This is a genomic window from Streptomyces formicae (assembly GCF_002556545.1).
Taxonomy (GTDB): domain Bacteria; phylum Actinomycetota; class Actinomycetes; order Streptomycetales; family Streptomycetaceae; genus Streptomyces; species Streptomyces formicae_A.
In genome coordinates this window covers 296,367-319,358 of the sequence record NZ_CP022685.1, presented here as the reverse complement: position 1 = coordinate 319,358, position 22,992 = coordinate 296,367, and the positions used below count along the sequence as shown (strand labels likewise).

The 22,992-nt window shown below is 73.1% G+C and carries 18 protein-coding genes; 12 read left to right on the top strand and 6 right to left on the bottom strand.

From position 1 onward, the window contains the following. Positions 1 to 267 precede the first annotated feature (267 nt). Positions 268 to 3,231, top strand: coding sequence for a helix-turn-helix transcriptional regulator (locus KY5_RS01320; protein ID WP_098240414.1), 2,964 nt, complete (start codon positions 268 to 270; stop codon positions 3,229 to 3,231). Positions 3,232 to 3,327: 96 nt separating this feature from the next. On the opposite strand, the gene KY5_RS01315 is transcribed toward KY5_RS01320, so the two are convergent. Continuing rightward, positions 3,328 to 3,843 (bottom strand): lytic polysaccharide monooxygenase auxiliary activity family 9 protein, encoded by a 516-nt coding sequence (locus KY5_RS01315; protein ID WP_098240413.1) that lies wholly within the window; start codon positions 3,841 to 3,843, stop codon positions 3,328 to 3,330. Between the two features lie 205 nt (positions 3,844 to 4,048). Between KY5_RS01315 and KY5_RS01310 the strand changes: the two genes are divergently transcribed. Continuing rightward, positions 4,049 to 4,825: an aminoglycoside adenylyltransferase family protein gene (locus tag KY5_RS01310; RefSeq protein ID WP_098240412.1), complete on the top strand. Its 777-nt coding sequence runs from the start codon at positions 4,049 to 4,051 to the stop codon at positions 4,823 to 4,825. On the opposite strand, the gene KY5_RS01305 is transcribed toward KY5_RS01310, so the two are convergent. Further along, positions 4,779 to 6,050, bottom strand: coding sequence for an MFS transporter (locus KY5_RS01305; protein WP_098240411.1), 1,272 nt, complete (start codon positions 6,048 to 6,050; stop codon positions 4,779 to 4,781). The two genes, KY5_RS01310 and KY5_RS01305, sit on opposite strands and share 47 nt — an antisense overlap. A 46-nt stretch (positions 6,051 to 6,096) precedes the next feature. Next, positions 6,097 to 6,612 carry a GNAT family N-acetyltransferase gene (locus KY5_RS01300; RefSeq protein WP_098240410.1) on the bottom strand — a complete coding sequence of 172 codons (516 nt, stop codon included), beginning with the start codon at positions 6,610 to 6,612 and terminating at the stop codon, positions 6,097 to 6,099. A gap of 26 nt (positions 6,613 to 6,638) precedes the next feature. Here KY5_RS01300 and KY5_RS01295 point away from each other — a divergent pair, with 26 nt between their 5' ends. From KY5_RS01295 to secD, 10 genes are all read left to right on the top strand, one after another. Next, a complete protein-coding gene (locus tag KY5_RS01295) occupies positions 6,639 to 7,175 on the top strand; it encodes a CGNR zinc finger domain-containing protein (protein WP_098240409.1) in 537 nt (178 codons plus the stop codon). A gap of 107 nt (positions 7,176 to 7,282) precedes the next feature. Further along, positions 7,283 to 8,569, top strand: a complete 1,287-nt coding sequence (locus tag KY5_RS01290) for an ABC transporter substrate-binding protein (protein ID WP_098240408.1) — start codon at positions 7,283 to 7,285, stop codon at positions 8,567 to 8,569. After that, entirely contained in the window at positions 8,566 to 9,546 is a 981-nt protein-coding gene (locus KY5_RS01285) for a carbohydrate ABC transporter permease (protein ID WP_098240407.1), read from the top strand. The genes KY5_RS01290 and KY5_RS01285 overlap by 4 nt, the downstream gene beginning before the upstream one ends. Positions 9,547 to 9,558: 12 nt before the next feature. Continuing rightward, positions 9,559 to 10,371 (top strand): carbohydrate ABC transporter permease, encoded by an 813-nt coding sequence (locus KY5_RS01280; RefSeq protein WP_098240406.1) that lies wholly within the window; start codon positions 9,559 to 9,561, stop codon positions 10,369 to 10,371. Positions 10,372 to 10,404: 33 nt separating this feature from the next. Next, entirely contained in the window at positions 10,405 to 13,575 is a 3,171-nt protein-coding gene (locus tag KY5_RS01275; protein ID WP_098240405.1) for a glycoside hydrolase family 38 C-terminal domain-containing protein, read from the top strand. Between the two features lie 58 nt (positions 13,576 to 13,633). After that, positions 13,634 to 15,355 carry a class I mannose-6-phosphate isomerase gene (locus tag KY5_RS01270; protein WP_098240404.1) on the top strand — a complete coding sequence of 574 codons (1,722 nt, stop codon included), beginning with the start codon at positions 13,634 to 13,636 and terminating at the stop codon, positions 15,353 to 15,355. Then, entirely contained in the window at positions 15,352 to 16,230 is an 879-nt protein-coding gene (locus KY5_RS01265) for an ROK family protein (RefSeq protein ID WP_418952730.1), read from the top strand. Before KY5_RS01270 ends, KY5_RS01265 begins: the two co-directional genes overlap by 4 nt. 117 nt (positions 16,231 to 16,347) lie before the next feature. Next, positions 16,348 to 17,382: a LacI family DNA-binding transcriptional regulator gene (locus tag KY5_RS01260; RefSeq protein ID WP_098240403.1), complete on the top strand. Its 1,035-nt coding sequence runs from the start codon at positions 16,348 to 16,350 to the stop codon at positions 17,380 to 17,382. 110 nt (positions 17,383 to 17,492) lie between these two features. After that, positions 17,493 to 17,867 carry a hypothetical protein gene (locus KY5_RS01255; RefSeq protein ID WP_159072453.1) on the top strand — a complete coding sequence of 125 codons (375 nt, stop codon included), beginning with the start codon at positions 17,493 to 17,495 and terminating at the stop codon, positions 17,865 to 17,867. An 89-nt stretch (positions 17,868 to 17,956) separates the two neighbouring features. Next, positions 17,957 to 20,287: a protein translocase subunit SecD gene (gene secD, locus KY5_RS01250; protein ID WP_098240401.1), complete on the top strand. Its 2,331-nt coding sequence runs from the start codon at positions 17,957 to 17,959 to the stop codon at positions 20,285 to 20,287. Between the two features lie 90 nt (positions 20,288 to 20,377). Here secD and KY5_RS01245 read toward each other — a convergent pair whose 3' ends face one another. From KY5_RS01245 to KY5_RS01235, 3 genes are all read right to left on the bottom strand, one after another. Further along, entirely contained in the window at positions 20,378 to 21,223 is an 846-nt protein-coding gene (locus tag KY5_RS01245) for a DUF1206 domain-containing protein (RefSeq protein ID WP_098240400.1), read from the bottom strand. Between the two features lie 43 nt (positions 21,224 to 21,266). After that, positions 21,267 to 21,599, bottom strand: coding sequence for an STAS domain-containing protein (locus KY5_RS01240; RefSeq protein WP_159072452.1), 333 nt, complete (start codon positions 21,597 to 21,599; stop codon positions 21,267 to 21,269). 310 nt (positions 21,600 to 21,909) lie between these two features. Next, a complete protein-coding gene (locus tag KY5_RS01235; RefSeq protein WP_098240398.1) occupies positions 21,910 to 22,860 on the bottom strand; it encodes a helix-turn-helix domain-containing protein in 951 nt (316 codons plus the stop codon). Between the last annotated feature and the right edge of the window lie 132 nt (positions 22,861 to 22,992).

Below are 22,992 nucleotides of genomic sequence, written 5' to 3'. Positions count from 1 at the left end.
TTCGTGTTCACGGACGGCCTCCGGGAGAGGCCCGCCGCCGCAACAGTGGTGGGGCGCGACGCCCCGCGACATGGGGGCCCGACCCCCGGATTCCCCAGGTCGACCGGACCGCCGACCTCCACCGGTCGCCCCGGTGGGAATCGCTGTCGGAAATCCCGGAATCGCTGAACGCGCGGGCGTCTTCACCCGTATCCCCTCAAAGGCGTCCGGGCGCGGATGCGGCTCGGACGAGGGTCGTAGTGGCATGAGCACGGGGGGCAGGACGCCATGGACACACACCGGACATCGATCATCGGGCGGGAACGGGAACTCGGCGCGCTGGAAAGGGCGTTGGCCGCCGCCCGCGCCGGTGCGGGACGGGCCGTCCTCCTCACGGGCGAGGACGGGGTCGGCAAGTCGAGGCTGGCCGCTGAGGTCGCGGAGCGGGCGGCGGCGCGAGGGATGCGGGTCCTGCGGGGGCGGGCCAGCGCGATCGGCCAGCGCGTGCCGTGCAGGCCGCTCACCGAGGCCCTGCTCGAACTCTCCCGCGACCGGCGGCTCGGCCTCGAGGCGGCGGGACTGTGCGGGACGGCGCTCGCCGGGCTGACAGCGCTGTGCGAGCCGGAGCCCTCGCGCGACGCCACGTCCTGCGCCGCCTCGCTCGTCGTCCTCGGTGAGGCCGTGCTGCGCGCGGTGGCGGAGGCGGGTCGCGACGGCGGCTGTCTGGTGGTCCTGGAGGATCTGCACGACGCGGACGCCGGCACCCCCGCGCTCGTCGAGTTCCTCGCCGACAACATCGCCCGCGAGCCGGTCACCCTCCTGCTCACCCTGCGCGACGAACCGTGCCAGGCCCTGGAGTTGGCCCGCGCCCTTGCCCGGCGCGACAGCGGCACCCTGATCGCTCTCGACCGGCTCGGCAGGTCCGACGTGCGGGCACTGGTCGCCGGTCAACTCTCGACGGGGCCCGAGGAGTTACCCGACGGCCTGGTCGACCTGATCTGGGAGCGGAGCGACGGCAACCCCTGGGTCGCACGGGAGTTGCTGACCCACATGGTCGACGAGGGGCTGCTCGGGTACGAAGCCGACGGCTGGCGACTTTCCGGGCGGCCCCGCGCCGTGTCCGTGCCCGACGCGCTGGTCGCCGGTGTCGCGCGGCGCGTGGACCGGCTCGGCCCTCGCGGCAGGGAGCTGCTCGCGGCCGCGGCGGTGGTCGGCACCCGCTTTCCCGCGCCGGTGGTGCAGGCGGCCACCGGGATGGCCGACGACGAGGCGCTCGGCCATCTGCACGCCGCCCTCGCCGGCGGCCTGATCGGCGCGGCCGAGCCCGCGCCCGACTGGTTCGCGTTCCGGCACCCGCTGACGGCGCGGGCCCTGCTGCGCACGCTCGCCCCGAAGGAACAGGCACGGATCGCCCGCGACTGCGCCGGTGCCGTGGCCGACCTGCACCCCCAACTCCCCGCCGACTGGTGCCTGGTGGCGGCGCGCCTGTGGGAGACGGCGGGCGAGCGGGACACCGCGGCCGGGCTGTACGCCCGGGCCGGGTCCCGTGCCCTCGCGCACGGGGCCGCTGCGGACGCGGCCGACGCGCTCGACCTCGCCCGTTCCCTCCTCGCGGGGCAGGACGCGGCGGCCGACGCGGCGCCCTCGGACCCCCGGCGCGTCCCGCTGTACGCCCACGTCCTGGACTCGCTCCTGGCCGCGCTGACCGAGGCGGGCGAGGGCGAACGCGCGTGGGACCTCGCGGGGGCGGTGGACGGCGTGTGCCCCGCCGCGGCCGGTCCTGAACGCGCGGCCGCGCTGCACGTGCGCCTCGCGCGGGCCGCCTCCGTGACCGGCAGGACGGCCGAGGCGCTCGCTCAACTCAGCGAAGGGCGCCGCCTGTTGGGGAGCGGCGCCGACGCGGACGGCGCCGTCGACGCGGCCGCCGCCGCTCTCGCCCTGCAGTCGGGAGCGGTCTCGGAGGGGGAGGAGGAGCGCGCGCGGAAGGCCGCGGCGGCCGCCGAACGCGCGGGGAACCCGGAAGCGGCCTGCCAGGCGTGGGACGTGCTCGGCGTGCTGGCCAGGACCCGTGACGTGGCGGAGTCGACCGGCTGCTTCGATCGCGTCCGCACCATCGCCGAACGGCACGGCATGCCGTTCTGGCGGCTGCGCGCGCTGTTCCGGCTCGGCGGTGACGACTGGCTCACCGAAGGGGACGTGGCGCGGCTCGAACACGCGCGGCGCGAGGCGGCCAGGATCGGCGCGGGGGACATCGGCGGCGCCGCCGAGGCGGACCTCGCGCTGTGGCTGGTGCTCAGCGGCAGGTTCGGCACCGCGGCCCAGCTCATCCACGACTGCTGGACCCGGGGGGCCGGGCAGCGCGACGCCGACCGGGCCAGGCATCTGCTCGCCGCCGACGCCGTGCTCGCCGCGCACCGGGGCAAGCGGGCGCGTATGGAACAGGCCGTCGCCGAGTTCCACCGCTGGGACGGCGACCGTTCGCCGCTGGCCACGCTCACCACCGGACTCGCCAGGACGTTCTGCGCGCTCCTGGAGGAGGACCGGCCGAGGGCCCACCAGGAGCTGGCCCGCATCGCCGCGCCGGGCGCGGTCGGCGCGGGCCACGCGCTGGACGGGCGGCACGGACTCCTGTACCTGCTCGACGCGTTGAGCGAGGACGCGCAGACGCTCACCGGGGAGGGGGACGACGAAGCCCCCCTCGCCCAGCTCCGCTGGAACCGCCACTTCGTCCTGCTCGCCCGCGCGGTCCTGCTCGGCAGGAGCGGCCACGGCGACGAGGCGATGGCGGTCCTGCGAGCGGCCCGGAACGTCGCGTCGCCGTTCCCCGTGGCGTACCACCTCGGCCTGAGGCTCGTCGCGGAGGCCGCCCACCGGGACGGCTGGGGCGAGCCGACCGTGTGGCTGCACCGGGCCGAGGAGTACTTCCACCAGGCGTCGGTTCCCGCGGTGGCGGGCGCCTGCCGAGGTCTGCTGCGCAAGAACGGCGTGCCCGTGCGCCAGCGGCGCAGGGGCGCCGACCTGGTGCCGCGTCCGCTGCGCCAGCTCGGTGTGACGGTCCGGGAGTACGAGGTGTTCCGGCTGATGGCGCCCCGCCCCGCCAACCGGGACATCGCCGACCGCCTCTACATCTCACCGCGCACCGTCGAGAAGCACGTGGCGAGCCTCATCCTCAAGACGGGCAGGCCGAGCCGCGCGGCACTGAGCGAACTCGCCTCGACCGTACTGCTCGACGACGCGGTCGATGAGGGGTGACCCCGGCGGAAAAGGCCCGACCCGCAGGACCGTGTGTGGTCCTGCGGGTCGGGTGTGGTCCTGCGGGTCGGTGTGGACCGGCGATTCGGGTGGGTGTCAGCCGGTGATGTTCACATCGATGCAGGCGTAGAAGGCGTTGGTGGTGTCGGCGATGTTCCACACCGCGAGCACCTTCTGCTTGCCCTTGAGTCCGCCGAAGTCGACGGTGTGCGTGACGGTCGAACCCGGCTGGGCGCCCCCGTCGTCGACTTCGGCGATCTTGTTGCCGCCGACGAAGTACTGCCAGGTGCTGGTGCTGTGACGTGCCGTCAGCTTCCAGCTGAACTCCTGGGAGGAGCCGACATCGGTGGTCCGCCAGCCCTTGCTGTCGTCGTCGAGCTCGGCGAACCGCTCATTGCCTCCGCTACAGGTGGTCTGCCCCTTGGGGCCCTCGACGCTCTGTGGCTCATGGGTGATCTCGCCGCACGACACGGTGCCCGCCGCGCACTGCGCCTGACGGCTCGGCGGTGTGGAGACGTAACCGTGCGCGCCGGCCGGGGCGACCGAGGCGAGGACGAGAACGGGCGCGAATCCCGCGCCGACGACGGCAGCCAGCTTCCGCTGTGAAATCATCTCTGCTTCCTCTGGGGTGGGGGGGACGAGGGCAGAGACAACCGGGCGCCTCGGTCGACTCATTGGCCTAGACCTTACGCGTTGTCTGATCTCCGTCAAGCCTTCAAGTGATGTTCGTGGGACGGCTGTTGTGGATGAGAAACTGCTCGTCTCTCTGCGGGAACGACCCGAAATCCCCGCGAAAGCACCTCGACTTGGAGTGGCAGTGACCCAGACCGACGACGTCGTACGCCTGGTCCGTGAGGTGCTCGAACCGGTCGGCCTCATCGGCGCCTACCTGCACGGATCCGCCGTGCTCGGCGGCCTGCGCCCGCACAGCGACATCGACGTGCTCGCCGTCGTGCGGCACCCGACGACGGCCTCCCTGCGCCGCGCCCTCACCGAAGGGCTGCTCGCGGTCTCCGGCCACCCGGACCACGGCACGCCCCTGCGGCCGGTCGAGCTGACCGTCGTCGTGCAGGACGACATCCGCCCCTGGACGTACCCGCCCCGGTGCGAATTCCAGTACGGCGAATGGCTCCGCGACACCTATCTGCGCGGCGGGACGCCCGAGCCGGGGCCAGGCCCCGACCTCGCACTCCTGGTCACGATGGTGCTCGCGGGCCGTGCGTCGCTGTTCGGTCCCGCGCCGGACGACGTGCTCGACCCGGTACCTGCCGCCGACCTCACCCGCGCGATGACCTCAGGCATCCCCGAACTGCTCGCCGAACTCGACACCGACACCCGCAACGTCCTGCTGACCCTCGCCCGGATCTGGACGACCCTGGCGACCGGGGACATCAAGTCCAAGGACGCGGCGGCCGATTGGGCCCTGGAGCGCCTTCCCGCCGAGCACCGGCCCGTGCTCGCGCGCGCCCGCGCCGTCTATCTGGGGGACGAGGAGGAGCGCTGGGACGACCTGCTGCCGCAGGTGGCGCCGCACGCCGCGTACGTCGTCAAGGAGATCGAGGCGCTTGCCCCGGACGGGAAGTTCGCTCCATGACGACCGTGACCGTCAGTGCGATGGCGGTCAGCGCGGAGAGCAGGCCCCAGGCCGGAGCGAAGCTGTGCGTGACGTCCCTGAGCAGGCCGAGCGTGGGCGGCATCACGACGATGGCGATCTGGTTGACGGACATGGCGAGCCCGATGACGAACCCCGTCCTGCCCGGCGGCGCCGACTCGGCGACATGGGCGACCCAGGGCCCGTACCAGCCGTAGCCGAAGAACCCGAGCCAGACGAACAACAGGCAGGCCGCCACGAGGGATTGCCCGAGTGGCGTCATCAGCGCCGCCATTCCGACGATCACCGCGGCCATGCAGGTCATCACGGTCCCCTGCCGCCCGGACGCGGCGCGGTCGCTCCACGCCGCGAGGCAGACGCGCCCGGCGACGCCCGCCGCCTGCGCCGCCACCAGGACCAGCGCCGCCGCACCGGCTCCCAGCGACGTCGTGTCGTGGAGGTACAGCACGGTCAGGACGAGCACACCGCACTGCGCGGAGATCAGACTCGTACCCGCCAGCATGATCCGCACCATGGACGGTTCGCGGAGCATCGCGAGACGGGCGGCGAGCCGCGCCCCGACCGTGACGCGCGGTGCGCTCGGGGCGTGCGGCGCGGAGCGGCCGTCGGCGAGCGCGTCAGCGGGCGGGGGCCGGTACCAGGCAAGGAAGACCGCGCCGCCGAGCAGCGCGACGAGCCCGCCGGTCACCAGCGCCGCGCGCCAGCCGAACGCCCCGGCGACGAGGGGCAGTACGGCCGCCGAGAGGGCGCCGCCGAGCGGCAGCCCCGCCTGTCGTACCCCCATCGCGACGCCCCGCCGGGACGCGTCGAACCAGGACGCCACCGCCTTGCTGCCACCGGGCTGGGCGGTGCTGTACCCCGCGCCGACCACCAGGAGGACCAGCAGCAACGAGACGTACCCGGGCGCCGCGCCGCCCGCGCACAGCGCCACCGCGATCAGGCAGGCACCCGCGCCGACGACCCGGCGCTCGCCGAAGCGGTCGAGGAGCTCGCCGGCCACCGGAAGCCCGATCAGCGGGACCAGCTGGGCGGCCGAGAGCAGGAGCCCCAACTCGGCGGTGCTCAGGTCCAGATCGCGCCGCAGCTGGACGCCCATCGCCCCGATGCCCTGCACGAAGAACGCCGACGTGGCCTGGGCGAACGTGGCGATCCCGAGGATCACCCACCGGTAGTGGGCGGCGCGGTGCACCAGCGTGTCCGCGCTCATCCGCACCCCGCCCGCCGGGCGGCGCGGCCCCGCACAGGACGCCGTTTCACGGCCGTCCGCACAGGGCGGGATCGGGGTGCGGGACGAAGCCGAGCGCGCGGTAGAGCGGTTCGCCGTCGTGCGACGCGTACAGGTCCACGCGCGGCACCTCGCGGTCCCGGAACCAGTCGAGCAGCCCCCGCATGATCGCCCGGCTGTGCCCGCGCCGCCGGAACGCCGGATCGGTGACCACACCGGTCACATGGCCGCTGAGGCCGTTGGGCCTGTTGGGGCCGGGGAGCCGCTGCTCGACGAAGCCGAATCCGCAGGCGGCGAGGCCGTCGTCGCCGTCGACGACGAGGATCCGCACGGTGTCCGCCGCGAGCTGTTCCTTCAGGAGCGTGGCGAGGGAATGCCGCCAGTCGACACCCGTGGACGAGGAGGTGAAGAAGTCCCCTTCGAGCGTCTCGAAGAGCAGCGCCCGAAGACGTACGAGCTCCGCGATGTCGTGCTCCCCGGCCGGTCGTACGGGGGAGTGAGGGGCGGTGCGTGGAGCGGTGTGCCCTGCGATGTGCTGTGTCATGAGGATGAGCCTGCTGTAATGGTCTTATGCATCTCAACCCTTACGGCGAAGATGCCGTGAACCTGGCAGCCGACCTCACCAACCGGCCTCCGGAGAGCGCCGACGAGCTCGCGGACCGCTGCCGCGCCGCGGGCCTGACACTCGAACACCCCGTCACGGCCCGGGACCTCGACCGCACGAGGACCGCCCTGGACGCCTGGGAGAGGGTCGTCGACGCCACCGAGGAGGGCGAGCGCGCCGACCTGGTCAACGCGATGCTGGCCGAGGCCGCCGCCCATCCGCGCCTGACCGACCACGCGGGCAGCGGCTGGCACCTGCACTACCGCGACGACCGCCAGCCGCTCGGCGCCCTGCTGTTCTCGCTCTTCGCCGTCGGCACCGCCCTCCACCTGGCCGGGCGCGGCATGCACCGGCTGCGGCGCTGCGACGTCACCGAGTGCACCACGGTCTTCGCCGACACCTCACGCACCGGACGGCAGCGCTACTGCTCCCAGCGGTGCGCCAACCGCGACGCGGTCCGCAGACACCGCGCGAACCGGGAGGCCGCGAAGGCCACGGCGTAAAGCCCGTTTCCCCGCGCCCCATTGACATCCCGCGCGTGCGCCCCGAAGCTCCAAGACGCCCGTGGTAACGCTAACACCGGGCTGAGGCACACCTGAGGGAGTCATCCATGTCAGGTAGTCGTCACCCGTCGATGGACCGCCGCACCCTGCTCGTGGCCGCCGCGGCCGGAGCGCTCGCCACGGCCTGCGGCACCGCGGCGGGACAGCCCCCCGGCAAGGTCGCCGTGCTCGGCGACAGCCTCCCCTGGGAGAAGCCCATGGCCGCCGCGGGCGCGGCCATGAAGAGGGTCGCGTCGCTGCAACTGGTCCCCGAGGTCAACCCGTCCCTGGAGTCGTTCGAGCAGATCGTCCGGTCCTCGCTGCGGACCAACAAGACGCCGGACATGCTCAAGTACTGGTCGGGCTACCGGCTGCAGGACCTGGCCCGCACCGGCGGCATCGAGGACCTGACGCACCAGTGGGACGACGCCGTCGCCAAAGGCTGGGTGGACCCCTCGCTGCGGGGCGCGTTCACCTACCACCGACGGGTCTACGGCCTGCCGATGAACCTCGCGTACTGGGTGATGTTCTACAACCCCCAGGTCTTCCGCGCACACGACATCAAGCCCCCCGGGACCTGGGACGGCTTCCTCACCGCCTGCGCCCGCCTGAAGAAGGCGGGCATCACACCGCTGCACGGCACCGCCGCCGACCGCTGGCCCTCCTTCATCTGGTTCCAGGAGGTCCTCAGCCGTCAGGACCCGCGGTTCTACCAGGACTTGATGAACGGCCGCGAGCGGTACACCGACCCGCGCGCCGAACGCGCCCTGCGCACCATCGCCTCCTTCTTCGACAAGGACTGGTTCACCCCCATGGACCTGAGCCACACCGACGCGGCGGCCGCCCTGGTGCGCGGCACGGTGGGCATGGTGGCCTGCGGCACCTGGCTCGGCTCCACGCTCGCGGGCGCGGGCGGCAAGCCGGGCGAGAACGTCGGCGCGTTCGTCCTGCCGATGGCGGACCCGAAGGCCAGGCCCAGCGTCATCTTCGAGTCCAGCGCGCTCGTCGCCACCGTCAAGGGAGCCGACCACGACGAGGCCGTCGAGGCCACCGGGGCCTGGCTGCACCCCGCGGTCATGCGGGCCTTCTCCGGCGCCCTCCAGGACGGCTGCCCCAACCCGAAGGTCAAGGCCGCCAACCCCGTCATCGCGGGCCTCGCGAAGAAGGTGCGCGGCGACAAGCTGTGGCTGCTCAACCGGTTCTGGGAACAGGGCCCGCCCGAACTCGTCGAGGCGACCGTCGACGACCTCGCGGGATTCCTCCTGAACCCCTCCTCGTACCGCTCGACCCTGCGCACGATGCAGGGCCGCGCGGACGAGGCGTGGAAGGTGTGGCGGGAGGCGGAGCAGTCATGACGGGAACCGCGACACCGGCACACGGCGCGGCGAAGCCGACACACGTACGACGCAGGGTGCCCGTGCGCACCCCGCACCAGGCCGCCAAGACGGGCGGCGGCAGGCTCGGCGGCCCGCTCGCCGCGCTGCCCTGGGCGTTGCCCGCGTTCGCCTTTGTCGGCGTGCTGCTCGTCTATCCGTTCTTCCGCAGCGTGTACGGCAGCTTCTTCGAGGACAACGGCTTCACCAGCAGTTTCACCGGGTTCGACAACTACACGCGGCTCGCCGACGACCCGATCTTCGGCAGGTCGCTGCTCAACACGCTGATGTGGGTGGCCGGGACGCTGCTGCTCCCCGTGCTCGCCGGGCTCCTGATCGCCGTCGCCACGCACCGCATGCGGTGCGGCCGGATCGCCCAACTGGTCATCGTGCTGCCCTTCGCGATCTCGGGCGCCGCCACCGCCGTCCTGTGGAACTTCATGCTGACCTCCGAAGGGGCGGTCAACCAGGTGCTGCGCGGCGTCGGCCTCGACGGCTTGGCGCAGCCCTGGCTCCTGGAGTGGCCGCAGAACACGCTCTCGATGATCGTCGCGAGCACCTGGCAGGCGACGGGCCTGAACGTGGTCCTCTTCGCGATCGGCCTGCGGGCCATCCCGCGCGAGACCGTCGAGGCCGCCGAACTCGACGGCGCGAGCGGCTGGCGGATGTTCCGGTACATCACCCTGCCCCAACTGCGCGCGGTGTCCGTCGTGGTGGTCGGCATGGCCATCGTGAACAGCCTCAAGGCGTTCGACATGATCTGGATCCTCACCAAGGGCGGCCCGTCCCGCTCCTCGGAGACCCTGGCCCTGAGCATGTACCGGGAGACGTTCCGGCTCTTCCACGTCGGCTACGGCTCGGCCATCGCGCTCGTCCTCTCGGTCATCGTCGTCGCCTCGTCCTGGACGTACCTGCGCCGCCAGATGCCCGACACCTCCACCACCGCCGTGCAGAGCTGAGGAGGACCCGCCGTGGGACGCACAGTGCGCCATGTCTTCGTCGCCGGATGCGTGCTGCTCTGGCTGATCCCGCTCTACCTCCTCGTGGTCAACGCCCTGACCCCGGCGGCCGAGTACGCGGGCAAACCCGAGTGGACCTTCCAGGGCTTCGCGCTCCTGGACAACCTGGACACCGCGTGGGACGTGGCGGGCATCGGCGACAGCTTCCAGTCCTCGCTGCTCTACGCCGTCGTCTGCGGCCTGCTCGCGGTGCTCGTCGCGGCCATGGCCGCGTTCGCCGTCGTCGTCCTGCCGATCCCCAGGCCCGCGTTCTGGTTCTGGCTGATCTACTCCGGCACGCTCTTCCCGCTCCAGATGTTCCTCGCGCCGCTCTTCGGCCTGTACGCGGACGCCAACCTGTACGACACCAGGATCGGCCTGATGCTGGTCTACACGGCCTGGGCCGTGCCCTTCGCCTTCTTCCTGATCCGCAATCAGCTGACCACGATGCCTCCGGAGTTGACGGAGGCGGCGCTGCTCGACGGCGCGTCCTTCCCGCGGATCTTCTGGCGCATCCACGTCCCCCTGATGAAGGCGGGGCTCGGCGCCGCCTTCATCTTCCAGTTCACCGCCGTCTGGAACGACCTGCTCCTCGGCATCACCCTCAGCCGCAGCCCCGACGTCCAGCCGGTCATGGCGGCCCTGACCACGCTCAACAACGCCTACTCCTCGGCGGGTCCTCCCGTCATCCTGGCCGGTGCGCTCATCGTCTCCGCCCCGACCCTCGTCCTCTTCCTGGTGTTCCGCGGCCTGTTCCTGCGCGGCGTCACCGCATCCGCCCGCTGACCGACCACCCACGCACTCCCGGGAGGGATCCGCATGACGACACGGGCACTGGTCCGCACCACCGACTGGGACAACGACCGGATACGCGACAGCCTGCGCTCCAGCGTGGTCGGCGCCGAGGGCGGCCTGGCGGACGGCACCGCGCTGCGGCTCACCGAGGAACCCCTGCTGCGCCGCGCGGACGACGGCACCCTGCTCCAGTCGCTGCGGGTCGAGCCCGTCAACGGTGCCTCCCTGCCTGCGGAGTTGAGCGTACGAACGGACTCGGGCACCGCGCTGCCCGTCGAGCGCATCGCCGGTCCCGGCCGCTCCGTGCGGCTCCTGGTGCCCGCCGTCGAGACGGCAACCCGCGTCACCGTCGGCCTCCCCGAGGGGCGGGACGGGGGCATCGAGATCCAGCTGACCCCCCAGCGCCAGTGGACCCTCCACCTGGTGCACCACTCGCACCTCGACATCGGCTACACCGACCCCCAGGGCCACGTCCTGGCCGAACACCTCTCGTTCCTCGACTCCTGCCTCGAACTCACCCGGGCCACCGACGACTGGCCCGCCGAGTCCCGCTTCCGCTGGTGCGTCGAGTCGCTGTGGTCCTTCCGGCAGTGGGCGGACGCGCGCCCCGCCGAGCAGGTCGAGGAGTTCGTACGCCGGGTCCGCGAGGGCCGCATCGAACTGACCGCGCTGCCCTTCAACCTGCACACCGAGACCTGCTCCACCGACGAACTCCACGAACTCCTGCGCCTGGCCCACGACCTCCGCGACGAACACGGCGTCGAGTTCACCTCCGCCATGCAGACCGACGTGCCGGGCGCGGTCGTCGGACTCGTCGACGCGCTCGCCGGGGCGGGCGTCAAGTACCTCTCCGTGGCGCACAACTGGGCCGGACGCTCGGTGCCCCACCTGGTCGGTGGCGAAAAGCTGCCCCGCCTCTTCCGGTGGCGCGCGCCGAGCGGCAACAGCGTCCTGGTGTGGGTCACCGACACCCCGCACGGCCTCGCCTACATGGAGGGCCCGCTGCTCGGCTTCGACACGGACTACGCCGACGTCGACGACCTGCTGCCCGCCTATCTGAACTCCCTCGCCACCCACCCCTACCCCTACCGGGGCGGCATCTTCGGCTGGGCCATGGACCACGTCGACATCAAGCGCGAGCCCTACCCGTGGGACGTCCTCCACCTGCGCGTCCAGGGCAAGTTCGGCGACAACGCGCCGCCCCGCCGGATCATCGCCGACACCGTCCGCCGCTGGAACGAGACCTGGGCCTACCCCCGGCTGCGGCTCTCCCGCAACGAGGACTTCTTCACCGACGCCGAGGCCAGGCTCGGCGACGAGATCCGCACCTTCGAGGGCGACTGGACCGACTGGTGGGTCGACGGGGTCGGCTCGGGGGCACGCCCGTTGTCCCTGGCCAGGACCGCCCAGTCCGTGGTCGCCGACGCCCAGACCATCGGCACGTTCGCCGCCCTCCTCGGCGCCACGGGGGCCGAGGACGACGGCAAGGACGCCGCCGGGGTCTACGAGGCGGTGTCGCTCTTCGACGAGCACACCTGGGGCGCCGGCGACCCGTGGACCCACGGCGACGAGGGCGGCCACTCCGGCGAGCACCAGTGGCACTGGAAGTACGGGCAGGCCATGCGCGCCCACGACGAAGGCAACGCCCTGCTGGCCAAGGCGAGCGCCCGCCTCGGACAGCGGCTCATCGCACCGCCCGGCGCCGCCGCGGCCTACCACGTCGTCAACACCTGCTCCTGGCCGCGCACCGACGTCGTCCACGTCTTCCTGCCGGAGAGCACGGTCCCGCTGGACCGGCGGGTCAGCGTCACCGACGCGCGCGATGGACGCCGACTCCCGTACGAGGAAAGGGCGCAGACCAACGACGACCACCGCGACGCGGGCCGCTTCCTCCTCGTCCGCGTCGACGACGTGCCGCCCGCCGGATCGGTGCGCCTGGACATCAGCGCCGACCCCGCGCACGCCGACGCGGAGCAGGACACCGTCACGGTCAAGGCCGCCACCGGCTGGAACCCGACCGGCGGCACCGAACGCGAGGACCCGGCCGAGACCGCCGCCGAGGCGCTCGCCCACCCCGATCCGACCCTCCTGGAGAACGACCACCTCGCCGTCCGCGTCGACCTGGCCCACGCCTGCGTCGCCTCGGTCATCGACAAGTCGACAGGACGCGAACTCGTCCGCGAGGACGCCGTCGTCGGCTTCAACGGCTACCTCCACGACAGCTACACCACCGCCGGTGCCTTCAACCACAACTCCAGCCGTACGACGGGTTCCGAGCGCCTCGAACACCTCGGGGCCCGCGCCGTGGCCCCGCCCGCCGCGCTGATCGCCCGCCGCTCCACACCCACCGCGGAATCACTCACCTACGAGACCCGCCCCGTGGGCGCCAACCGGCTGCGCACCACGCTCACCCTGCCGCACGGCGTCGCGCGCCTCGACATCGAGAACCGGCTCGACAAGGACGCCACGATGGGCAAGGAGAGCGCCTACTTCGCCTTCCCCTTCTCCTTCGACGACCCGACCGTCCGCATGGAGGCATCCGGCGGCGCGACCGGCAGCGGGCTGCCGGTGGTACCGGGCTCCGCGTTGCACATGCGGGCCGTGCGGCGCTGGGTGACCCTGCGCGACGAGACGCTCGCGGTGGCCTGGTCCACCCAGGACGCCCCGCTCGTACAGTTCGGCAACATCGCCCTGCCGTACGCGCCGTTCCCCACGACCCTGGGCCACGACGAGCCCGCCACCGTCTTCTCCTGGATCCACAACAACCTCTGGGACACCAACTTCCCCAGCGCGCAGGGCTTCGAGTTCACCTACCGCTACAGCATCGCCTGCGCGCCGTCCGCCGAAGGACTGGGCCCGCGCACGGCCGCGGCCTGGAGCCGTCCGCTGCGGGCCGTGCGGGCCCGCGGCCCGGTGGGCGAGGGGCCGCGGGAGCACGCCTTCGCCGAGGTGGGAGACCCGCGCGTGCGCCTGGTGGGTGTCACCACGCCCGCGTCCGGTGAGGTCCTGCTGCGCCTGCAGTCGTTCGCCGAGGAGTCGGTGGCCTGCCGGGTCCGCGCCCGCTTCCCGGTCGCCGCCGCGCACCGCGCGACCTTCCTGGGCGCCGCCGGATACGAACTGCCGTGCGTGGACGGCGAGGTGACGGTCCACATCCCGGCCCTCGGCACCACCGCCGTCCTCTTCGTACGCCCCTGAAACGCCTCAGCCCCTCCTCACGTCATGTCCGCCGTCATGTCCGCGCGAAGGAGAACGTGTGTACCGGCTCGACCCGCGCCACGCCCCGGCACCGGGGACCGTCCTTGCCACGGGCTGGCCCGCCGTGGCCGCCCGACTGCCCCGAGGGTCCGCGACCGTCGCCGTGGACGGCCCGCCGACGGCGGACTGGGACGGCCTCGCCGCCCGGCTCGCCGCGGAGTTGGACGCGTACGGCATCGCGGTGGTCCCGCTCGACCTGCGCGCCCACCACGCCCCGCCCGCCGAGGTGCGCCGCCGCACCGACGACACCGACGACCCCTACTTCTGCCGACTCGCCGAGAACACCCTGCGCGAACTCTTCGACGACCTGCCGCTGCCACCGGACCCCCGGGACCGCGAACTGGTCCTCGTATATGGGCCCGGTGCCGCGCTGCTGCCGCACGACGTGCTCTGGTACGCCGACCTGCCCAAGCGGTACGCGGAGGCGGCCGTCGCCGCGGGTGCCGGACACAACCTCGGACTGCCGCACGCCGTCGGTGACCTGAGGCGGCTCTTCTACATCGACTGGCCCGTCCTCGACCGGCACCGCGACACCCTCGCCCCCGGCGTCGACGGCTGGCTCGACGTGCAGGACCCCCACCGGCCCACCTGGATCGACGGGGACGGGCTGCGCGCCACCCTCGCCGCCCTCGCCCGCCGACCGGTGCGCACCAGGCCCTACTTCAACTCCACGCCCTGGGGCGGCCATTGGGCCCAGCGGGAACTCGGCTTCGCCCCCGGCGCGCGCAACACCGCCCTCGGCTACGAACTCATCGCCCCCGAGGCGGGCGTCCTCATCGGCCCGCACGTGGGCCAACAGGCCGAGATCCCTTTCCAGTTGCTGTGCGTCCTGCATCCCGACGCCCTGCTCGGCCCCCAGGTGCGCGCCCGCTTCGGCACCTCCTTCCCGATCCGCTTCGACTACCTGGACACGGTGGGCGGCGGCGACCTCTCGGTGCACTGCCACCCCAAGGAGCCGTACATGCGGGAGCGGTTCGGCTGGCCCTATGCCCAGCACGAGACGTACTACATGACCCTCGGTTCCCCGGACACCCGTGTCTTCCTCGGTCTGCGCGAGGACGCCGACATCGACCTCTTCCGCAAGGAGATCGAGGAGGCCGCGCACGACGGCGTGCCGATGGACCCCGCCGACCACGTCCTGACCTTCCCCGCCGAACAGGGCAGGCTCTTCATGATCCCGGCGGGCACCCCGCACGCCAGCGGTGCGGGCAACCTCGTCCTGGAGATCAGCGCCACCCCCTACCTCTACAGCCTGCGCCTCTACGACTGGCTGCGCCCCGACGCCGACGGCAAGCCCCGCCAACTCCCCTACGAGCACGGCCTGGCGAACCTGGAGACCCGCAGGCGCGGCGACGCCGTGGCCCGCGACCTCGTCCAGGAACCGCGCACCCTGCGGCACGGCACGGGCTGGCGCGAGGAGCTCATCGGCGCCCTGGACGAGATGTTCTACGAGGTGCGCAGGAACGTCCTGGACGTGGACGCCGAACTCCCCGACGACACGGCGGGCCGCTTCCACGTCCTGAACGTCGTCGAGGGCGAGGGCGTGCTGCTGCACACGGCGGCGGGGGAGCGGCTCACCCTCGCGTACGCGGAGACGATGACGGTGCCCGCGGCGGTCGGCCCCTACCGGCTCACGGCGATCGGCGACGCCCCGGTCACGGTCGTCAAGGCGCTGGTCAGGCCCCAGACGGGCACACCGCGCCCCCACACAGGCGCATGAGGAGCGCGGCCCCGGGCCGTCTGCGGGCGGTCATCGAGCTCGGTGGCACCCATGTCACCGCGGCCCTCGTCGACCCCGGGACGGCGACCGTGGCCCGCGCCGTCCGGCGCCCGCTGGACGCCAAGGGCCGCGCCGAACACGTCCTGGGCGCGGTGGTCCGCTGTGCCACCGACCTGGCCGCGCCCGAGGGCCTGGTGTGGGGCGTCGCCGTACCGGGACCCTTCGACCACGACAAGGGCATCGCCCGTTTCGAGGGGGTCGGCAAGTTCGACGACCTGTACGGCATCGACGTGCGCGCGGTGTTGCTCGACGGCGTGTGGCCGCGCCCCGCCCATGCCGTGTTCCTCAACGACGCGCACGCCTTCCTGCTCGGCGAGTGGCACGCGGGCGCCGCGCGCGGACACGAACGCTGCGCGGGCATCACCCTGGGCACCGGGGTGGGCTCGGCCTTCCTCGTCGACGGGGACATCCGCAGGCAGGGGCCCGGGATCCCGCCCGAGGGCCGCATCGATCTGGTCCGGGTGGGCGGGCGGCCCCTGGAGGACTCGGTGTCGCGCCGGGCCGTCCTCGCGCGCTACGGCGACGGTGCCGTGGACGTCAGCGATGTGGCGGAGCGCGCACGGGCGGGGGAGCGGCACGCGCGCGACGTCCTGGACGGGGCGTTCACCACGCTCGGCGCGGTCCTCGCCCCGTACGCGCGCGACTTCGCCGCCACCGTGCTCGTCGTGGGCGGCGCCATGGCCGCGTCCTGGGACCTGGTGCGGCCCGCGCTGCGCGCAGGACTGGGGGATACTCCCGTCACGCTGCGCGCCGCGGGGCTCGGCGAGCACGCGGCACTCGTCGGTGCGGCGGCGTACGCCGCCGAGGAGAACTGACCGGCGACAGCGGACGCGAGCCCGAGCACCGGAACCAGCACCGCAACCAGCGCCGGAGAGAGCACCGGAGCGATCACCGGAAGAAGCACTGGACGGAACGGAAGGGACACCATCACCATGCCCGGACCGCACCCCAAGGGCGGGCAGCCCACCCTCCGCGACGTCGCGGAGCGGGCCGGGGTCAGCGCGATGACCGTGTCACGTGCCCTGCGCGACGACCCGCAGGTGCTCCCCGCCACGCGCGAGCGGGTGCGCGCCGCGGCCGACGCGCTCGGCTACCGGCCCAACGAGGTCGCCCGCAGCCTGCGCCTGGGCCGTGGCACGGGGCTCGTCGGGCTCGTCGTCACGAACCTGGCCAACCCCTTCTACTCGCGCCTCGCCCTCGGCGTGGACTCCGTCGTGGCGGGCGACGGCCTCAAGACCGTCATCGGCAACACCGGACAGGACCAGGAGGCCGAGCGGGAGTTGGTGGCCGACCTGGTGGCCCGCCGCGTCGACGGGATCATCGCGGTGCCCGCGGGCGCCGACCAGCGCCACCTGGCATCGGCCGTGACCGACGGGGTGCCGGTGGTCCTCGCCAGCAGGCCCCCCGAGGGCTTCGCGGCGGACTGCGTCCTCGTCGACGACTTCGGCGGCGCCCGTGACGCGACCGCCCGCCTCCTGGAGCGGGGCCACCGCCGCATCGGCTTCCTCGGCTCGCCGCCCGCCGTGCACACCGGCACCGAACGCCTGCGCGGCTTCCACGCGGCCCTCGCCGCGGCGGGTCTCGCCGCCGACGCGCGTCACATACGCCAGGGCCAGACCGAACCGGACCAGGCCACCCGCGCCGCCGCCGAACTGCTCGCGCTGGCCGAGCCGCCCACCGCGCTGTTCTGCTCCAACAACCGCAACACCATCGGGGCGTTCCGCGCCATCCGCGCCGCCGACGCCGATGTCTCCCTCGCGGGCTTCGACGACTTCGAACTCGCCGACGCGCTCGGCCTCGCGCTCACCCTCGTCGCGTACGACAGCGACGAGCTCGGCCGCGCGGCCGGCCGCCTCCTGCTCGACCGCCTGCGCGACCACGGGAGCGGCGCGGCCGACGAGAGGGCCGAGCCCCGCCCTCCCCGGCAGATCGTGGTGCCGACGAGCCTGGTGGAGTACGGGGGGTGAGATCGAGGAACGGACCGGGGTGCCCGTACGTTGAGCGGGGCGAATAAAGCGGGGTCCGCAGGGCCCGGCGGATGCAGCGGATGCAGCGGATGAAGGGGACGGGGGCACGCGTGGCGCAGCAGACCCGTTCCGCGCGCCTGGCCGCGTCCGCGCTGGCCCTCGTCGTCACCGTCCTCGCCTTCTTCGTCCCCGCGGCCACCACCGCGTACGGAGCACCGGGCGACGCGCCGGGCGCCCACCACCTGACCGTCGTGCACGAGCAGGGCTCGGTCTCTCCCGACGACGTCCCGGCACTCCGCGTCGCTCCCGCACACCGCGTCGACGCCCACATCCCGGGACCGGGGCCCGCGGGCCCCGCGCGCAGGGCCTTCGACGCGGCGCCGCACCGCGCCTGCGGAGGCCCCGACGCCCGCACCACGGGCGTCCTGCCGCCGCCGTGTCACGCCGTCGCGGCCGCCGCGCCGCGCGGCCCGCCCCACCGATGAGCACACCGCAGACCGTCCCCGACGCCTGACCAGGAGCGCACCGCGCCCGGCCGGGTGTCCTTCCGTCCTGCCCTCATCGTGGAGACCCCATGAAACGCGCGCCCTTGTGGCGGGCGATCGTCGCGCTCGCCGTCGTCGCCCTGTCCCTGTACGTCGCCCTCACCCAGACCGCCCGCCTCGGCCTCGATCTGCGCGGCGGCACCCAGATCGTCCTGGAGACCAAGAACTCACCCACCGTCAAGGCCGACGCGGCCTCCACCGACCGTGCCCTGGAGGTGCTGCGGCAGCGCGTCGACGCGCTCGGCGTCGCCGAGCCGAGCATCGCCCGCTCCGGCGAGAAGCGGATCATCGTCGAACTGCCGGGAGTGCAGGACCCGCGCGAGGCCGCCGAGGTCATCGGCCGCACCGCCCAGCTGACGGTCCACCCCGTGACGGGCGAGTCGGCCGACAAGGGCACGGCGAAGGCCGCAGCCGACGGGTCCCGCACCCTGCCCGACCCCGACCGGCCGGGCAGTCACCTCGTCCTCGGCCCCACCGTGCTGACCGGCGAGGGCGTCAAGGACGCGGAGGCGGTCCTCGACCAGCAGGCCATGGCGGGCTGGCTCGTCTCGCTCGACTTCCGCAAGGCGGCGGGCGAGAGCTGGGCCCGCGTCACCGGCGAGGCGGCCTGCGCACCGCAGGGCGCGCCCGAACGCCGCGTCGCCATCGTCCTCGACGGCAAGGTCATCTCGGCGCCCGGCGTCAACGAGGGCGTGGTCTGCGGCACCGGCATCACCGGCGGCTCCACCCAGATCACCGGCGGCTTCGACCAGGACGAGGCCCGCGACCTCGCCGCCCTCGTCAAGGGCGGCGCCCTGCCGGTGCCCGTCGACGTCGTCGAGCAGCGCACGGTCGGCCCGACGCTCGGCGCCGACGCCATCGACGCGAGCACCCAGGCCGCGATCATCGGCATCGCGCTGACCGCGCTGTTCATCACCGTCGTCTACCGCCTCATGGGCGTGCTCGCCTCGCTCGCCCTGGCGCTGTACGGCCTCATCTCGTACGCAGCCCTGGTGGCACTCGGCGCCACCCTGACCCTGCCCGGACTCGCCGGGTTCGTCCTGGCCATCGGCATGGCCGTCGACGCGAACGTCCTCGTCTTCGAACGGGCCAGGGAGGAGTATCTCGGCGCCCGCTCCACGGACCTTGCCAAGCCCGTGCGCACCGGCTTCGCCAAGGCGTGGAGCGCGGTCATCGACTCGAACGTGACGACGCTGCTCGCCGCCGGTCTGCTGTTCTTCTTCGCCACGGGACCGGTCAAGGGCTTCGGCGTGACCCTGTCCATCGGCGTCCTCGCCTCGATGGTCACCGCGCTCGTCATCACCCGTGTTTTCGCCGACTTCGCCGCCGCACGGCGCTTCGTGCGCAAACGGCCGGGACTCACCGGCATCACCACCACGGGTCGCGTCCGCGGCTGGCTCTCCCGCCGTGACCCGAACCTGCTGCGCCACCGCAGGCGGTGGCTCGGCGCGAGCGCGCTCCTCGTCGTCGTGGCGGTCTCCGGGATCGTGCTGCGCGGCCTGGACTTCGGCGTCGAGTTCACCGGCGGCCGTCTCGTGGAGTACAGCACCAGCAAGCCCGTCGACGCGGACACCGCACGTGGCGCCGTGTCCGACGCGGGCTTCCCCCGCGCGGTGGTGCAGGAATCGGGCGACGGCGACATCACCGTACGCACGGAGAAGCTCACCAACGAAGAGCAGCAGCGCGTCAAGGAAGCCCTGGAGAAGCCGGGCGGCACCGTCACCGTCGAGCGCGACGAACTGATCGGGCCGAGCCTCGGCAGCGAACTGCGGCAGAAGGCCCTCATCGCGCTCGGGATCGCGGTCGCCGCCCAGCTGATCTATCTGAGCGTACGGTTCCGCTGGACGCTCGCGGCCGCCGCGGTGACGGCGATGGTCCACGACGTGCTCCTCGTCGTCGGCCTGTTCGCCTGGCTCGGCAAGCCGATCGACAGCGTCTTCCTCGCCGCGGTGCTCACCGTGATCGGCTACTCGGTCAACGACACGGTCGTCGTCTTCGACCGGGTACGCGAAGGGCGCCGCCGCGACCCGCGCCGCGACCTGGAGACCACGGCCAACCGGGCCGTCGTGCAGACCCTGCCGCGCACCGTGAACACGGGCATGGGCGCGCTGTTCATCCTCGCCGCGCTCGCCGTGCTCGGCGGCGACTCGCTGGCCGACTTCTCGCTGGCGCTGATCGCCGGTGTCCTGGTCGGCGTGGCGTCGACGGTCTTCACCGCGGTGCCCCTCGCGGTCGCCCTGGAACACCGCAATCCGGCGCCGCCGCCCGCGCGGCCCGGCCGCAAGCGCGACGTGCCGGACGGGTACAGCCCGTTGGAGGCGCGCAGGAACAAGGAGCGCGGTACGGGCGCGGTCGTCTGAGCCGGAGCCGTGCGACGGGCGGCCGTTCCCCGGGCAGGGGAGCGGCCGCCGGTCGGGCGCGGTCGGCCCGCGCGGTGCGCCGTAGCCGCGTCAGATCCTGCGCCAGCGCGCGTTGACCCACGAGAAGAGGCCGAACGCGGCGAGGCCGACGGCGATCAGCGCGAGCAGCCAGGGCCCTGCGGCCGTGTCGGTGAAGGACCGCAGCGTGTCGTCCATGCCCTTGGCCTTGCCGGGCTCGTGCCGCAGCGCCGCGGCGACGGCGAAGCCGCCCGCGGTGGCGAAGAGCGCGCCGCGCGCCGTGCCGCCGGTCACGCCGAGGACGTCGCTGGCGCGGCGCACGCGGCCCGACATCTCGCCGAGGCGCAGCCGGTCGCGGAACTTGCGCAGCAGGGCGCGTCCGGCGATCCACAGACCCGCGCCGAGCACCGCCGCGCCCGCGACGGCCACGATCCACTGCCCGCCGGGCCAGTCGAGCGCCTTGGCGGTGACGTCCTGGGTCTGCTTGTCGCTCGACCCGCTGCCGCTGCCCTTGTCGCCCGCCGCGTAGGCCAGGACGGAGTAGGAGACGAAGCCGTAGAAGACGGCGCGCCCGCCGGACAGGGCGCGCTTGCGCGCCGAACCGCCGTCGGGGCCCGCCTGGCCGAAGAAGAGTTCGGAGAGGCGCCACAGCGCCATGCCCGCGAGGGCCGCGCCGAGCACCCAGAGCAGGACGTGGCCGAAGGGGCGCTCGGCGAGCTCCGCCACCGCGCCTCCGCGGTCCGCCTGTTGCTCGCCGCCGCCGTCGGCGAAGGCGACCCGCAGTGCCAGCGCGCCGACCAAGAGGTAGAGCACGCCGCGGCCGATGAATCCGGCGCGCGCCACAGCGGCGACGGTGCGGCCCTTGGCCACCCGCCGCGCTTGTACGGTCCCGCTTCCTGTCGCACCCGGAAGTCGCATGGCTCCCTAGTGCCCAGGCCGGTGTGGCTCATGCCCGCCGCGGTCAGTGGAATCCGCTTCTCGCCCATGGCCGCGCGCCCGCGACCGGGTCGCAGGAGGGGATCACGAAAGCCTGGTCGAGGCGGGTGATGCGCAGGACCCGCCAGTTGCGCTGGCTGCCGGGCACGAGCCACAGCATGCCCTGGTTGTCGGCCACTTGACGCCTGATCCGCACGAGGAGGCGCAGGCCGCCGGCGTCCAGGAAGGTCACCTGCCGAAGGTCCGCGACGACCTGGTGGCCGGCGCGGTCGAGGAGTGCCGTCACACGCGGAGCGAGTTCCTGGTCGGCCCAGGCATCCAGTTCGCCCCGGAACGCAAGGACATCAGTGCCGTTCACCACGTGGTGATGCAGGCCGAAGGTGAAGTCGGCGGTGCCCGATTCCCAGTCCAGCAGTTTCCTGTCTCCTTACAGAGAGTAATCGAATATGGCGATGGCGTGGCGTTCATAGGTCGGCGCCGGACGCCATCGAGTCCTGGGCGGCACCGAAGTCCTACCTGCATCGTGCCCGCTCAGGGCCATTCGTACCCTTGTATGGGGGCAGCAATGAGGATCGAGTGCGGATGATCAGGGTTCACGTGTGTGATTACTCAGGGTAGTTGAAGGTTTTGGCGCCCGGGACTCGGCGGTCCCGGTGGCCTGCGCCGGCTCAGCGCGGTGTCGCCCGGAAGGCCCTGCGGTAGCCGCCCGGTGTCGTGCCGAGGGCGCGCAGGAAGCGTCGGCGCAGGTTGGTGGCGGAGGCGAGCCCCGAGCGCCGGGCCACGGCCTCCAGGGGGAGGTCCGTGGACTCCAGCAACTCCCTTGCCGCGCCGATCCGTTGGGCGAGCAGCCACTGGCCGGGGCTGATGCCGAGCTGGTCGGCGAAGCGCCTGGCCAGCGTGCGCGCGGAGACCCCCGCCCGCGCGGCCAGGTCCTCGATGCCGATCGGCTCCGCGAGCCGTTCGCCCGCCCAGGCGAGCAGCGGCGCGAGCGAGCCGTCGAACTGGACGGGATGGGCGGGCGCCGCGTACTGCATCTGCCCGCCCTCGCGGTGCGGCGGCATGACCATGTTCCGCGCGACGTGCGCGGCGTACCCGGCGCCCTGGTCCGCGCGGACCAGATGCAGGCAGAGGTCGATGCCCGCGCCCGATCCCGCGCTGGTCGCCACGTCCCCGTGATCCACGTACAGCACGTCGGGATCGACCCGAACGGCAGGGAAACGCGCGGCCAGTTCCTCCGCGAGCGCCCAGTGCGTGGTGGCCCGCCGCCCGTCGAGCAGCCCCGCGTGCGCGAGGGCGAACGCGCCGGAACAGATGCTCAGCACCCGCGCGCCCCGGCCGTGGGCCCGGCGCAGCGCGTCCGTGACCTCGTCGGACGGCGGCTCCTGCGGAGGCAGCCAGCCGGGGATGACGACGGTGTCCGCACGCTCCAGGGCGTCGAGGCCGTCGCGCACGACCATGTCGTACCCGGCGCGCGTCGCCACCGGTCCGGGGCGCTCGGCGCACACGCCGAACGTGTAGCGCGTGGCGAGGCCGCGCCGCTCGGTCCCGAACACCTCGGCCGCACAGGCGAGTTCGAAGGTCGACTGGGGCGCGTGGACCAGGGCGACGACACGATGCATGGCAGGAAAATACCTTGGCATGACTTTCTGGACACTGGGTGGGGCGCCCGTGGCCCGAGAGGCTGGAGCCATGACGACAGAACAGACGGCCGGGACAGCGGAACAGACGGCCGGGACGACAGAACCGACGGC